Raw genomic sequence first — 13,362 nt, 5'->3', positions numbered from 1 at the left:
AGGACGCCTCACGAAGCTCCACTACCTTTCCGTCAAGCGGAGACAACTCACGCACCTGAAGATGAGGGAATACCGTTGGCTTGAACACTATTCGACCTGCTATGTCCTTTCCATATCCAGTAGTTTGAACCAAGCTAATACCATCTTCCAAAAACACCCCCAAGACCACACCAGGTCCATCGGCCTTTTCAGCGTATGCCTTGGCTTGGTGAATGTCATCCGTGCCATAGAGCCCCTCACCTTGAAGCCGCCTGTTGGGCAATGAATGTCCTCGCGAAACACCCCGCTTGAACGACGCTATATTTGAAATCTTCGTACCATGGTACGCCACCAAGCGAGTAAATTTCTTTGGAATAAAAGGTTCTGCTGCGGCCAGCACTACCTTAGCGTTGGTCCCGCCTATATTAAGAAACTTATCCCATAGCCCATGACCACTTGGATCACGAAAATTCACTGGGTCTCCCTGACAGTAGGCATATGCGTTTAGACCACCTAGCGCGAACGGGCTCAAGCTATCCGGGCCATTGAAACGCATTAATACTGAATTGTACGCCCTGTAACCATTGCCCAAATGATAATGACCAGTGACCAAATCCGGTCGCTCACCATTGAAGCCGAGCCTCCCCTGATGAGACAGATGGTAGCCATAGGGCGAATACGCATTCTGAACGCTCATCAAACGACCCCCTCTGACGCGATTGGAGCACCGATTGTCTCAAACCCGACCTAAAGGGACGACTGGCAAAAATGTCAGTCGCGCAGTGCAATCCACCTGTAGATACAAAAACACCAGACGAAAAAAAGCCCGCCAGTGTGAGAGCGGGCCAAAGGACCTACGAAGATTCTTCTAGCGACCAACTAGCTTCCGCGATAGGTCGAATAGCTGTACGGCGAGATCAGCAGCGGCACGTGGTAATGCTCCTGTTTCTCATCGATGCCAAAGCGCAGCACGACAACATCCAAAAACGCCTGGGCCGGCAGTTGCACACCGCGAGCGCGGTAGTAATCGCCAGCGCTGAACTGCAACTGGTAAACGCCCGTGCGGTAATCGTCACCCTGCAGCAACGGCGCATCAACACGGCCATCGCTGTTGGTCAGGGCGGTGTTCACCAGCTCCAGCTGTTGGCCTTCGACACGGTACAACTCGACCTTGATCGAGCTGCCCGGGCAGCCATGCGCGGCATCCAGTACGTGTGTGGTCAAACGTCCCATTGCTTGTCGCCTCTTGTTCAATCTGTGGGCAAAAAATACACGGCCATCATCACGCCAACCGGCCTGCGATGTGCGGGAATGACGTTATTAAGACATTCCATCGCCAAATTGTACACAATTTTTTGAACCCGTCTGTCGCGGCGCTGGCAAACCCGCCAACAGTCGCAAATACAGGCACCGTGCCGAGGCCAACGTCATTAGCTGACCAATCAGGCAGGTTTATTGCAAGGGATTCTCAGGCGACAAAAGGGAAGAAATGCGGAAAAACAGGCTTACAAAAGATTTCAGAAGTTGTATACAATCAGCCCATCCGGTGGTGCGACATACCGACGCGGCCCGCCCACCCCGCACTAACACACAAGAAGGAAGACTGCAGTGAGCGCTGACTATCCTCGCGACCTGATCGGTTACGGCAACAACCCACCTCACCCGCAATGGCCGGGCAACGCCCGCATTGCCCTGTCTTTCGTCCTCAATTACGAAGAAGGTGGCGAGCGCAACATCCTGCACGGTGACAAAGAGTCCGAAGCCTTCCTGTCCGAGATGGTCGCCGCCCAGCCGTTGCAGGGCCAACGCAACATGAGCATGGAGTCGCTGTACGAATACGGCAGCCGTGCCGGCGTGTGGCGCCTGCTCAAGCTGTTCAAGGACAGCGGCGTACCGCTGACCGTGTTCGCCGTGGCCATGGCCGCCCAGCGCCACCCGGATGTGATCCGCGCCATGGTCGAAGCCGGCCACGAGATCTGCAGCCACGGCTACCGCTGGATCGACTACCAGAACATGGACGAGGCCCAAGAGCGCGAGCACATGCTCGAAGCCATCCGCATCCTCACCGAACTGACCGGCGAGCGCCCTGTGGGCTGGTACACCGGCCGCACCGGCCCGAATACCCGCCGCCTGGTGATGGAGGAAGGTGGTTTCCTCTATGACAGCGACACCTACGACGACGACCTGCCCTACTGGGAGCCGAACAACCCCACCGGCAAGCCGCACCTGGTGATCCCCTACACCCTGGACACCAACGACATGCGCTTCACCCAGGTACAAGGCTTCAACTGCGGCGAGCAGTTCTTCCAGTACCTCAAGGACGCCTTCGATGTGCTGTACGCCGAAGGCGCCGAAGCGCCGAAGATGCTCTCCATCGGCCTGCACTGCCGGCTGGTCGGCCGCCCGGCGCGCCTGGCCGCGCTCAAGCGCTTCGTCGACTACGCCAAGAGCCATGACCAGGTCTGGTTCGCCCGTCGCGCGGACATCGCCCGCCACTGGCACACCACCCACCCGTACAAGAAAGAGAACGCCTGATGACCGCTTTCAAGACCCTCACGCCATCGACCCTGGGCCGCGACGCCTTCGTCGCCGCCTTCGCCGACATCTACGAGCACTCGCCGTGGGTCGCTGAAAAAGCCTATGGCCTGGGCAACCTGAGCGAGCTGGACGAGATCGAAGTGCTGCACCAGCGCATGAGCGACATCCTGCTCAGCGCCAACCACGCCGACCAGCTGGCGCTGATCAACGCTCACCCGGACCTGGCCGGCAAAGCCGCCATCCAGGGCGAGCTGACCGAATCGAGCACCAACGAGCAGGCTGGCGCCGGTATCCACCAGTGCACCGCCGAAGAGTTCGCCCGTTTCACGGAGCTCAACGACGCCTACAAGGCCAAGTTCCAGTTCCCCTTCATCATGGCCGTGAAGGGCAGCAACCGGCACCAGATCCTCGCCGCTTTCGAAAAGCGCATCCACAACGACGCGGATGCCGAATTCAAGGAAGCCCTGGCGCAGATCAACCTGATCGCCCTGTTCCGTCTGCTGCAGCTGTAAGCAACAGCCGAACCTCATTCAGAAAACGAACAATAGAAGAGATAACCGCATGCGCACCCTGATGATCGAGCCCCTGACCAAAGAAGCCTTCGCCCCCTTCGGTGACGTGATCGAAACCGATGGCAGCGACCACTTCATGATCAACAACGGCTCGACCATGCGCTTTCACAAGCTCGCCACGGTCGAAACCGCCGAGCCTGAAGACAAAGCGATCATCAGCATCTTCCGCGCCGACGCGCTGGACATGCCGCTGACCGTACGCATGCTGGAACGCCATCCGCTGGGCAGCCAGGCTTTCATCCCGCTGCTCGGCAACCCCTTTCTGATCGTGGTCGCGCCCGTTGGCGATGCACCTGTATCAGGCTTGGTCCGCGCCTTCCGCAGTAACGGCAGGCAGGGCATCAATTACCATCGCGGCGTTTGGCACCACCCGGTGCTTACGATCGAAAAGCGGGATGATTTCCTGGTGGTTGATCGCAGTGGTTCTGGCAACAACTGCGATGAGCATTACTTCACCGAGGAACAGATGCTGATCCTCAATCCCCACCAATAAGAAAAGGTCGATCATCGTAAGGTGATCGGCAGAGGTACATACTGTGGAAGCACACCTTCACGAATGGCTGAACCTGAGCATTCGCTGGGTTCACATGATCACCGGTGTCGCCTGGATCGGTGCATCGTTCTACTTCGTCTGGCTGGAAAACAACCTGAACCGGAGCAATCCGCGTGACGGGCTGTCGGGTGACCTTTGGGCCATCCACGGCGGTGGTATCTACCACCTTGAAAAGTACAAGCTGGCACCCCCGAAAATGCCCGAGAACCTGCACTGGTTCAAATGGGAAGCCTACTTCACCTGGATGTCCGGTATCGCCTTGCTGTGCGTGGTGTTCTACTGGAACCCGACCCTGTACCTGCTGGCCCCTGGCAGCACCCTGAGCGGTGCCGAGGGCGTGGCCATTGGTATCGGTTCGCTGGTGGCCGGCTGGTTCATCTACGACCTGCTTTGCGACTCGCCGCTGGGCAAGCGCCCGGCATTGCTGGGTGGCGTGCTGTTCGTGCTGATCATCGCTGCGTGCTGGGGCTTCAGCCTGGTATTCAGCGGCCGTGGCGCATACCTGCACACCGGCGCGATCATCGGCACCATCATGGTCGGCAACGTGTTCCGCATCATCATGCCGGCCCAGCGCCAGCTGGTGGCAGCGATCGAGAACAACACCACGCCTGACCCACGCCTGCCGGCCAAAGGCCTGCTGCGTTCGCGTCACAACAACTACTTCACCCTGCCGGTGCTGTTCATCATGATCAGCAACCACTTCCCGAGCACCTACGGTAGCCAGTACAACTGGCTGATCCTGGCCGGCATTGCAGTGGCGGCGGTATTGATCCGTCACTACTTCAACACCCGCCATGACAGCAGCAAGTACGCCTGGACCCTGCCCGTCGGCGCTCTGGCGATGATCTGCCTGGCCTACGTCACCGGCCCCAAGCCGATGGCCGTCAGCCCTGAGCAAGCAGCCGCGAAGATCGAGTACCAGCCGCTGCCCGCCACCGCCGTCGGCGGCAAGACGGCTGCCGAGCTGCGCGCCGAGGAGGCCAGCAAGCCCGCCGAAGCCCCTGCGGCACCGGCGCAAGCCACTGCCCAGGCAAGCGGCGACAGCTTCGACAAGATCCACAATGTCATCCAGGAACGCTGCACCGTGTGCCACTCGTCCAAGCCGACCAGCCCACTGTTCAGCGCCGCCCCTGCCGGCGTGATGTTCGACACCCCGCAGCAGATCCAGGCCCAAGCCGCGCGCATCCAGGCGCAAGCGGTCGCCAGCCAGATCATGCCGCTGGGCAACATCACCCAGATGACCACCGAAGAGCGCAAGCTCGTCGGTGACTGGATCGCCAAAGGCGCCCCGGTCAACTGACCCATCGGGCACACACCGCTCCCGGTGGGAGCGGGTTTACCCGCGAAGAGGCCGGCCTGTCCGGCCTCTGTTTCAAGGCAATACGCAACCAGCAAGCATCGAGCGCCCAGGCCTGCAGCCTGGCGTTTGGATCCGAGAATAAAAACAAAACTCGAGGTGCTGCATGTCCGAGTCACGCAAGGCGTACATTCCCGTTGCGCCGCCGCGTCAGCCTCTGCCCCTGTTCCAACTGATCCTGGTAGGCCTGCAACATGTGCTGTTGATGTACGGAGGCGCGATTGCCGTGCCTTTGATCATTGGCCAAGCCGCCGGATTGTCCCGTGAAGAAGTCGCCTTCCTGATCAACGCCGACCTGCTGGTCGCAGGCGTCGCCACCATCATCCAGTCGTTCGGTATCGGCCCGGTGGGCATCCGCATGCCCGTGATGATGGGCGCCAGCTTCGCTGCCGTCGGCAGCATGGTGGCCATGGCCGGCATGCCCGGCGTCGGCCTGCAGGGGATCTTCGGCGCGACCATCGCCGCCGGGTTCTTCGGCATGCTGATCGCGCCGTTCATGTCCAAGGTCGTACGCTTCTTCCCGCCCCTGGTTACCGGTACCGTCATCACCTCGATCGGCCTGTCGCTGTTCCCGGTCGCGGTCAACTGGGCCGGTGGCGGCCATGAGGCAGAAGCCTTCGGCTCGCCCATCTACCTGATGGTCGCAGGCCTGGTACTGGCCGTGATCCTGCTCATCAACCGCTTCATGCGTGGCTTTTGGGTCAACGTTTCGGTGTTGGTGGGCATGGGCCTGGGTTACATCCTGGCCGGCTCCATCGGCATGGTCGACCTGACCGGCCTGAAAGACGCACCGTGGCTGCAAGTGGTCACCCCACTGCACTTCGGCATGCCGACCTTCAGCCTGGCACCGATCCTGTCGATGTGCCTGGTGGTGGTGATCATCTTCGTCGAGTCCACGGGCATGTTCCTCGCCCTGGGCAAGGTGACCGATCGTGAAGTCACGCCTGGCATGCTGCGTCGCGGCCTGCTGTGCGATGCCGGCGCGTCGTTTGTCGCGGGCTTCTTCAACACCTTCACCCACTCCTCGTTCGCCCAGAACATCGGCCTGGTGCAGATGACCGGGGTACGCTGCCGCTACGTCACCGTGGTGGCCGGCGCGCTGTTGATCCTGCTCAGCCTGCTGCCCAAAGCGGCCTTCCTGATTGCTTCGATCCCGCCTGCGGTACTGGGCGGCGCGTCCATCGCCATGTTCGGCATGGTCACCGCCACCGGGATCAAGATCCTTCAAGAAGCAGACATCGGCGACCGCCGCAACCAGCTGCTGGTTGCGGTGAGTGTCGGTTTCGGGCTGATCCCCGTGGTACGCCCGGAGTTCTTCGCACAGATGCCCCAGTGGATGGAACCGATCACCCACAGTGGCATCGCCATGGCCACGGTCAGCGCCCTGGTGTTGAACGTGCTGTTCAACATCCTCGGGGGTGCCGACCGCGCGGCGCATAACGACGCCTGTCACCAGCACTGAGCCAGACGGGGCGGCGCAATGGCCGCCCCTGACTCACACCCGCAGTAACCGCTACACCGTCGGCCCGCCGGAATGGGCCGCTCGGGGCGCCCCTGCGCGCTAAAAAAACCGCCAACAAAAACAATAAGTCCGGGAATCACGACATGAAGCGCATCACCACGTCCCTGTTATTGGGCAGCAGCCTGCTGGCCACCCTCCCCTCGCATGCAGGCGAATGGCTGCAATGGCACGGCGAAAGCCTGAGCTACCTGTACGGCAAGGACTTCAAGGTCAACCCTGATATTCAGCAGACCATCACGTTCGAGCACGCCAACAAATGGAAGTACGGCGACACCTTCATGTTCGTCGACAAGATTTTCTACAACGGCAAGGCCGACCGCAGCAAAGGCGTGACCACCTACTACGGTGAGTTCAGCCCACGCCTGTCGCTTGGCAAGATGACCGGCCATAAATTCGAATTCGGCCCGATCAAAGACGTGCTCATCGCCATGACCTACGAGCGTGGCGAAGGCGACAACGAGGCTTACCTGATCGGCCCCGGCTTCGACCTGGCCGTCCCCGGCTTCAACTACTTCACCTTGAACTTCTACGTGCGCAACACCGAGGGCAGCCGCCCTGGCGACAACGTCTGGCAGATCACCCCGGCCTGGTCGTACACCATTCCCGTGGGCAGGTCCGACATCCTCATCGACGGCTACATGGACTGGGTCGTGGACAACGACCAGACCCGCCGTGGCACCTACCACGCCAACCTGCAGTTCAACCCGCAGGTCAAATACGACCTGGGCAAGGCCCTGAACCTGGGTGCCAAGCAGTTGTACGTAGGCTTTGAATACAGCTACTGGAAGGACAAATACGGCATTGACAGCCGCGGCAATGTGGACAGCAACCAGAGCGTTGCAAGCGCCCTGATCAAAGTCCATTTCTAATAACCTGACCAAACGCACAAGTTTGATTCACACCGCTCCAGGACGGAGCACTTGAGGACCGGCGCGCAAGCCAGTAATCTGCGCGCCCCCTCGATCAGGGCAGAACGGATTCTGCCTGCGTTTACTGACCGCTCAGTCAATGAATACGGGCGGTTGGCCAACGTGTTGCCAGCCTGAAAGACCCTTTTCATCCGTTCAGAACGAAGTCGAGCAGGAAGGTTGTGCCAGCCCGGAAAAGTTGGCTCAGCTCTTGCCAAACAGCTGTGGCCTATCGAAAAAAGCTGACTCAAAAGACAAAAACAGCGCCAACACCGAGCGCTGACAACAGATCAATCAAGGGAGCGACACTCGCAATGCGTACCATCAACAGCCTGATCCTCGCCGGCGGCCTGCTGGCCTGCGGCACCACCTTCGGCGGCGACCTGCTGCAGTGGCAGAACAACAGCCTCACCTACCTGTGGGGCAAGAACTTCAAGGTCAACCCCGAGATCCAGCAAACCGTGACCTTCGAGCACGCCGATGGCTGGAAGTACGGCGACAACTTCATTTTCGTCGACAAGATCTTCTACCAAGGCAAGAAAGACGCGGGTAACGGCCCCAACACCTACTACGGTGAAATCAGCCCACGCCTGTCGTTTGGCAAGATCTTCGACCAGAAGCTGGCGTTTGGCCCGGTCAAGGACGTGCTGCTCGCGATGACCTACGAGTTCGGCGAGGGTGATACCGAGTCCTACCTGATCGGCCCAGGCTTCGACCTGAACATCCCAGGCTTCGACTACTTCCAGCTGAACTTCTACCAGCGCACCACCGACGGCAGCCGCGCGGGTGACAACGTTTGGCAGATTACCCCGGTCTGGTCCTACACCATTCCTGTGGGCTCGTCCGACATCCTCATCGACGGCTTCATGGACTGGGTGGTGGACAACGACGAGAACCGTCGCGGCACCTACCAAGCCAACCTGCACTTCAACCCACAGGTCAAATATGACCTGGGCAAGGCGTTGCACCTGGGTGAGAAGCAACTGTATGTAGGTTTTGAGTACGATTACTGGAAGAACAAATACGGCATCAAGGACTCCGATGCCTTTACCACTGACCAAAACACAGCGAGCTTCTTGGTAAAAGTACACTTCTAAGCCGCTGAAACGTGACAGCGTTGCTAACCGGTGACGCTGTCACGCACTAAGTTGCAAGAAAGTTCTTACAAGCTTTTAGGAGAAAACCTACCTAACAAATAACTTGCCTTGTAGGTCAGAACAACCCCAGCCGGCAGAACAATGCCTACTATCACCAATGCCATCTCCACCTGATGGTGCTCAAGCATCTGCATGATATCCACCACCAGCATCACCACACTGATGGTCAGCGCCACGCCGAACATCGCGCAGCCCTTGTAGAGCGCCTGAACGTCTATCCCACGCAGCAGGAAGCCAAAGCCCAGACTCACCCAGGCAATCGCCGTGATCAGATACAACGCCAAGTGATAGGCGTCGTAGGTCAATACATTGCCGAACATGTGCACACCTCCCATCAAGTCTGTTAGCGACAGTGCCTAACTATAATTCTGACATTCCATGTGCGCACCGCAAAATTTTGACATTTTTTTTGCAAACGCTGATCTAACCTGCCGCCCTCTGCACAACTAAAAAAGACAACAGGGCTATTTGATGCGCACTACCCTCGCCGCCCCTTGGCGCTACTTGGTACTACTTTGCTCACTCTGGTTCGGCATTTTCCTACTGACGCGGTTGGTATTGCTGGTAACCCACCTGGATGAAGTCAGTGGTAATTACTTCTCATTGTTTTTTGACGGGGCAATCTACGACCTGAGTTTTCTTGTCTATGCTGCCCTGCCGATCGGCGTATGCCTGGCGCTTTGCCCGACCTCGCTGTGGCGTACGCGCGCCCATCGTGGGCTGCTGAACGGGCTGCTGGTGGTCAGCCTGTTCGTGATGCTGTTCGTCGCAGTGTCGGAATGGCTGTTCTGGGACGAATTCGGTGTGCGCTTCAACTTCATCGCCGTCGACTACCTGGTCTACTCCAAGGAAGTATTGGACAACATTCGCGAATCCTACCCCTTGCCCACGCTGCTCAGCGCCATCGCGTTGGTCGCAGTGGTGCTGGCAGTGCTGCTGCGCAAACCACTGGCCCAGGCCCTGGCCGCCCCCGCCGCGAGCATGCGTCAACGCGTGCTGGGCATTGCCCTGCTGGCCGCGCTGGCTGGCCTGAATGGCGTGGTAATCGATCAGCAGTTTCCGCGCGGCCAAGGCGGCAACGCCTACCAGCGCGAGCTGGCCAGCAACGGCCCGTATCAGTTCTTCGCCGCCTTCCGTAACAATGAACTGGACTACACGCAGTTCTATGCCAGCCTCGACGCAGCTGACGTCGGCGCGCACATGCATCAGGAGCTGGCCGAACCCGACGTCCGCTTCCAGGGCCAGGAGCCACAGGACATTCGCCGCCACATCAGCGCCCATGGCCCACAGCGCACCCCGAACATCATCCTGGTGACCCTCGAAAGCTTCAGCGCCAAATACATGGGCAGCAACGGCGACGCGCGCAACCTCACGCCCAACCTCGACGCCTTGCGCCGCGAGAGCCTGTACTTCAACAATTTCTACGCCACCGGCACCCGCACCGACCGCGGCCTGGAAGCCATCACCCTGTCGATTCCGCCAACCCCGGGGCGCTCGATCGTCAAGCGCATCGGTCGCGAAAGCGGCTATGCCAGCCTCGGCCAGCAGTTGACGGCCAGGGGCTACGATGCCGTGTTCGTCTACGGTGGGCGCGGCTACTTCGACAACATGAACGCGTTCTTCAGTGGCAATGGCTATCGAATCGTCGACCAGAGCAGCATCGATGAAAGCGAAATCAGCTTCAAGAACGCCTGGGGCATGGCTGATGAAGACCTGTATCGGCAAACCCTGAAGCTGGCCGACGCTGACCATGCCAAGCAGCAGCCGTTCTTCCTGCAACTGATGACCACGTCCAACCATCGCCCCTACACCTACCCGGAAGGCCGCATCGACATTCCATCCGGTGATGGCCGTGAAGGTGCGGTGAAGTACACCGACCATGCCATCGCGCAGTTCCTGCAGGCGGCCAAGCACAAGCCGTGGTTCGACAACACGCTGTTCATCTTCGTCGCCGACCACACCGCTGGCAGCGCTGGCGTGGAAGACCTGCCGGTGAGCAATTACCAGATCCCGTTGTGGATCTATGCACCCAAGCTCATCGCGCCCCAAGAGGACGCCAAGCTGGCCAGCCAGATCGACCTGGCGCCGACCGTGCTCGGCCTGCTCAACCTTGACTACACCTCGACCTTTTTCGGCCGCGACCTGCTAAAGGCAGATGCACTGCCACCTCGCGTACTGATCGGCAACTACCAGCACCTGGGCCTGTTCGACGGCAAAAACCTGGCCATCCTCAGCCCACGCGGTGGCATGCGCGTGCATGAAAACGCCTTGGGCAACAGCCATGAAAGCACGGTGGGCAACGACAACCCGCTGGTACGCCGGGCCATTGCCTACTACCAGAGCGCCGCCTACGGCTTCAGCAAGGGCCTGCTGGCCTGGAAGCCGGAGGAAAACGGCGTGGTCGTCAGCCCCTGACGGCGCGCCACACCTTCGTTACGCCGCTGACCACCGCCAGCACCACGGCCCCGGCCACGACACCGGACACGCCGTTGAGCAAGGCCACGGTCAGCCCACCACCGCGCCCCACGCTGAAGGCCTCGATGGCATGATGCAGGGGCGCGATGCCATGCACCAGAATCCCGCCGCCGACCAAAAACATCGCCGCCGTCCCGATCACCGACAGGCTCTTCATCATGTAGGGCGCGGCGCGCAGGATGCCGTTGCCGACCGCCTGGGATAATTTGGATGCTTTCTGGGTCATCCACAGGCCCAGGTCATCGAGCTTGACGATGCCGCCCACCAGCCCGTAAACGCCAACCGTCATGACGACGGCGATGCCCGACAGCACGATGATCTGCTGGGGCAGCGGCGAATCCGCCACGATCCCCAAGGTGATGGCAATGATCTCGGCCGACAGGATGAAGTCGGTGCGCACCGCACCCTTGATCTTGGCCTTCTCGTAGGCGACCAGGTCGACACTGGCGTCGGCCACGGCCTCCTTGCGGGCCTCATGCTGGGCGCTGTCCTCTTCCTTGCTGTGCAAGAACTTGTGCGCCAGCTTCTCGAACCCCTCGTAGCACAGGTACGCGCCACCGACCATCAGCAACGGCGTCACCGCCCACGGGATGAAGGCGCTGATCAGCAACGCCGCCGGCACAAGGATCGCCTTGTTGACGAACGAGCCTTTGGCCACCGCCCAGACCACCGGGATTTCGCGTTCGGCGCGCACGCCGGTTACCTGCTGGGCATTGAGCGCCAAATCGTCCCCCAGCACGCCGGCCGTCTTTTTCGCCGCGACCTTGGTCATCAACGACACGTCGTCGAGTACCGTGGCGATATCGTCGATCAGTACCAGTAGACTGCTTCCTGCCATGTGCCTGTTTCCCGTGAAATGAATGTGCCGGAGTCTAGCCGAAAGTCGCTGCCTTGAGCGCCCTTCAGCCGCGGTGCTAACATGCCCGATCCCTCTTAGAGGTGGCCAGACACGAGGAAGATCCCTGACAATGAGCACCATTCGCGAGCGCAACAAGGAACTGATCCTGCGCGCGGCCAGCGAGGAATTCGCCGACAAGGGCTTCGCCGCCACCAAGACCAGCGATATCGCGGCCAAGGCCGGCCTGCCCAAGCCGAACGTGTATTACTACTTCAAATCCAAGGACAACCTCTACCGCGAGGTCCTGGAGAGCATCATCGCGCCGATCATGCAGGCCTCGACGCCGTTCAATGCTGACGGTGACCCTAAAGAAGTGCTGAGTGCCTACATTCGCTCGAAAATTCGCATTTCCCGCGATTTGCCGCATGCCTCCAAGGTGTTTGCCAGCGAGATCATGCACGGTGCGCCGCATTTGTCGCCCAACCAGGTCGAGCAGCTCAACGAGCAGGCACGGCACAATATCGAGTGCATCCAGGGCTGGATCGAGCGCGGGCAGATCGCCAATGTGGATGCGCATCACCTGATGTTCAGCATCTGGGCGGCGACCCAGACCTATGCCGATTTCGATTGGCAGATTTCGGCGGTGACGGGCAAGGCCAAGCTGGCCGAGAGTGATTATGACGCGGCGGCCGAGACCATCATTCGGCTGGTGCTCAAGGGCTGTGAGCCTGAAGCGGCCTGATAGGGCCAGTGGGGCTGCCTTGCAGCCCATCGCGACACAAGGCCGCTCCTACAGGGGTTACGCGGTCCCTTGTAGGAGCGGCCTTGCGTCGCGATGGGGCCGCAAAGCGGCCCCAGCAATCTAAAGCCTTACGCGGCCACCCCCGCATCCGCCTTCAACCCAACTTCCTCGATCGCACTGATTGCGCATTGCTCGTCGATATCCGACGTATCCCCGCTGATCCCCACCGCACCCAGCACCTTGCCGTCCTGATCACGAATCAGCACACCACCCGGTGCCGGCACCACCGGCCGCTCCCCCAGCCCATTCAATGCGGCAAAAAACGCCGGACGTTGCTGCGCATCCAGCGCCAACAAGCGTGAGCCCTTGCCCAGGGCAATCGCCCCCCAGGCCTTACCGGTGGCCACTTCCGGCCGAATCAGGCTAGCGCCATCCTCGCGCTGCAGCGCCAGCAAGTGCCCGCCCGCATCCAGCACCGCCACAGTCAACGGCGCAGCGTTGATCTGGCGGCCTGCCGCCAGCGCAGCATTGACCAGGCTTACCGCGACTTTCAGGTTCAGAACGTTCATGAAAAGGTCCTCTTCTTGTTGTGAGAAGCCCTAAGGGCAGTTGAAAACCAATAGCGCAAATAGAACACAACAGAAGATATTTTTGTATACAATATTTTAAAACGATCGTACTCGATCCGACAGAACGCCGTTTTCACGGGCGCTCCGACGAA

13 protein-coding genes and 1 pseudogene are annotated in these 13,362 nt (G+C 60.0%); 9 read left to right on the top strand and 5 right to left on the bottom strand.

The window, feature by feature from the left end; genetic code table 11:
- Positions 1–423: 423 nt before the first annotated feature.
- Both AB7M33_RS16920 and uraH read right to left on the bottom strand, forming a co-directional pair.
- Positions 424–661, bottom strand: a pseudogene (locus AB7M33_RS16920) (RHS repeat-associated core domain-containing protein); the annotation flags it as partial.
- A 197-nt stretch (positions 662–858) separates the two neighbouring features.
- Positions 859–1,212 carry a hydroxyisourate hydrolase gene (gene uraH / locus AB7M33_RS16915; RefSeq protein WP_027592955.1) on the bottom strand — a complete coding sequence of 118 codons (354 nt, stop codon included), beginning with the start codon at positions 1,210–1,212 and terminating at the stop codon, positions 859–861.
- 375 nt (positions 1,213–1,587) lie between these two features.
- Here uraH and puuE point away from each other — a divergent pair, with 375 nt between their 5' ends.
- The 7 genes from puuE (at position 1,588) to AB7M33_RS16880 (ending at position 8,526) form a co-directional block, all read left to right on the top strand.
- On the top strand, positions 1,588–2,514 hold the full coding sequence (puuE, locus tag AB7M33_RS16910) for an allantoinase PuuE (RefSeq protein ID WP_027592956.1): 927 nt from the start codon (positions 1,588–1,590) through the stop codon (positions 2,512–2,514).
- Positions 2,514–3,029 (top strand): 2-oxo-4-hydroxy-4-carboxy-5-ureidoimidazoline decarboxylase, encoded by a 516-nt coding sequence (uraD, locus tag AB7M33_RS16905; RefSeq protein WP_027592957.1) that lies wholly within the window; start codon positions 2,514–2,516, stop codon positions 3,027–3,029. The genes puuE and uraD overlap by 1 nt, the downstream gene beginning before the upstream one ends.
- A 49-nt stretch (positions 3,030–3,078) precedes the next feature.
- Positions 3,079–3,582, top strand: coding sequence for an ureidoglycolate lyase (locus AB7M33_RS16900; protein ID WP_027592958.1), 504 nt, complete (start codon positions 3,079–3,081; stop codon positions 3,580–3,582).
- Between the two features lie 43 nt (positions 3,583–3,625).
- Entirely contained in the window at positions 3,626–4,942 is a 1,317-nt protein-coding gene (locus AB7M33_RS16895; RefSeq protein WP_099428683.1) for a urate hydroxylase PuuD, read from the top strand.
- A 163-nt stretch (positions 4,943–5,105) separates the two neighbouring features.
- The gene (locus AB7M33_RS16890) at positions 5,106–6,461 is read left to right on the top strand and encodes a nucleobase:cation symporter-2 family protein (protein ID WP_027592960.1); all 1,356 of its coding nucleotides are present in this window, start codon (positions 5,106–5,108) and stop codon (positions 6,459–6,461) included.
- 143 nt (positions 6,462–6,604) lie between these two features.
- A complete protein-coding gene (locus AB7M33_RS16885; RefSeq protein ID WP_085272528.1) occupies positions 6,605–7,390 on the top strand; it encodes an outer membrane protein OmpK in 786 nt (261 codons plus the stop codon).
- A 353-nt stretch (positions 7,391–7,743) separates the two neighbouring features.
- The gene (locus AB7M33_RS16880; RefSeq protein ID WP_099428682.1) at positions 7,744–8,526 is read left to right on the top strand and encodes an outer membrane protein OmpK; all 783 of its coding nucleotides are present in this window, start codon (positions 7,744–7,746) and stop codon (positions 8,524–8,526) included.
- Positions 8,527–8,591: 65 nt separating this feature from the next.
- On the opposite strand, the gene AB7M33_RS16875 is transcribed toward AB7M33_RS16880, so the two are convergent.
- On the bottom strand, positions 8,592–8,906 hold the full coding sequence (locus tag AB7M33_RS16875) for a hypothetical protein (protein ID WP_454243152.1): 315 nt from the start codon (positions 8,904–8,906) through the stop codon (positions 8,592–8,594).
- A 151-nt stretch (positions 8,907–9,057) separates the two neighbouring features.
- On the opposite strand from AB7M33_RS16875, the gene AB7M33_RS16870 reads away from it, so the two are divergent.
- Positions 9,058–11,001, top strand: coding sequence for an LTA synthase family protein (locus tag AB7M33_RS16870; protein ID WP_454243151.1), 1,944 nt, complete (start codon positions 9,058–9,060; stop codon positions 10,999–11,001).
- Here AB7M33_RS16870 and AB7M33_RS16865 read toward each other — a convergent pair.
- Positions 10,991–11,899 carry a DUF808 domain-containing protein gene (locus AB7M33_RS16865; RefSeq protein ID WP_454243150.1) on the bottom strand — a complete coding sequence of 303 codons (909 nt, stop codon included), beginning with the start codon at positions 11,897–11,899 and terminating at the stop codon, positions 10,991–10,993. The genes AB7M33_RS16870 and AB7M33_RS16865 overlap by 11 nt on opposite strands.
- Positions 11,900–12,029: 130 nt before the next feature.
- Between AB7M33_RS16865 and AB7M33_RS16860 the strand changes: the two genes are divergently transcribed.
- Complete coding sequence (locus AB7M33_RS16860; protein ID WP_099428678.1) at positions 12,030–12,641, top strand: TetR/AcrR family transcriptional regulator; 612 nt, start codon at positions 12,030–12,032, stop codon at positions 12,639–12,641.
- A 128-nt stretch (positions 12,642–12,769) separates the two neighbouring features.
- Here AB7M33_RS16860 and AB7M33_RS16855 read toward each other — a convergent pair whose 3' ends face one another.
- Positions 12,770–13,210 (bottom strand): GlcG/HbpS family heme-binding protein, encoded by a 441-nt coding sequence (locus tag AB7M33_RS16855; protein ID WP_099428677.1) that lies wholly within the window; start codon positions 13,208–13,210, stop codon positions 12,770–12,772.
- Between the last annotated feature and the right edge of the window lie 152 nt (positions 13,211–13,362).

It is taken from the genome of Pseudomonas sp. Y3 TE3536, assembly GCF_053629175.1.
The sequence above is the reverse complement of the archived record's forward strand: the minus strand, read 5'-3'. Positions and strand labels throughout refer to the sequence as shown.

What these genes read in the sequence shown, in the direction of transcription:
- AB7M33_RS16855 (WP_099428677.1), bottom strand. Translation starts at nt 13,210, where the DNA reads ATGAACGTTCTGAACCTGAAAGTCGCGGTAAGCCTGGTCAATGCTGCG.
- AB7M33_RS16870 (WP_454243151.1), top strand. Translation starts at nt 9,058, where the DNA reads ATGCGCACTACCCTCGCCGCCCCTTGGCGCTACTTGGTACTACTTTGC.
- AB7M33_RS16900 (WP_027592958.1), top strand. Translation starts at nt 3,079, where the DNA reads ATGCGCACCCTGATGATCGAGCCCCTGACCAAAGAAGCCTTCGCCCCC.
- AB7M33_RS16885 (WP_085272528.1), top strand. Translation starts at nt 6,605, where the DNA reads ATGAAGCGCATCACCACGTCCCTGTTATTGGGCAGCAGCCTGCTGGCC.
- AB7M33_RS16880 (WP_099428682.1), top strand. Translation starts at nt 7,744, where the DNA reads ATGCGTACCATCAACAGCCTGATCCTCGCCGGCGGCCTGCTGGCCTGC.
- AB7M33_RS16865 (WP_454243150.1), bottom strand. Translation starts at nt 11,899, where the DNA reads ATGGCAGGAAGCAGTCTACTGGTACTGATCGACGATATCGCCACGGTA.
- uraD (WP_027592957.1), top strand. Translation starts at nt 2,514, where the DNA reads ATGACCGCTTTCAAGACCCTCACGCCATCGACCCTGGGCCGCGACGCC.
- AB7M33_RS16875 (WP_454243152.1), bottom strand. Translation starts at nt 8,906, where the DNA reads ATGTTCGGCAATGTATTGACCTACGACGCCTATCACTTGGCGTTGTAT.
- AB7M33_RS16890 (WP_027592960.1), top strand. Translation starts at nt 5,106, where the DNA reads ATGTCCGAGTCACGCAAGGCGTACATTCCCGTTGCGCCGCCGCGTCAG.
- AB7M33_RS16860 (WP_099428678.1), top strand. Translation starts at nt 12,030, where the DNA reads ATGAGCACCATTCGCGAGCGCAACAAGGAACTGATCCTGCGCGCGGCC.
- uraH (WP_027592955.1), bottom strand. Translation starts at nt 1,212, where the DNA reads ATGGGACGTTTGACCACACACGTACTGGATGCCGCGCATGGCTGCCCG.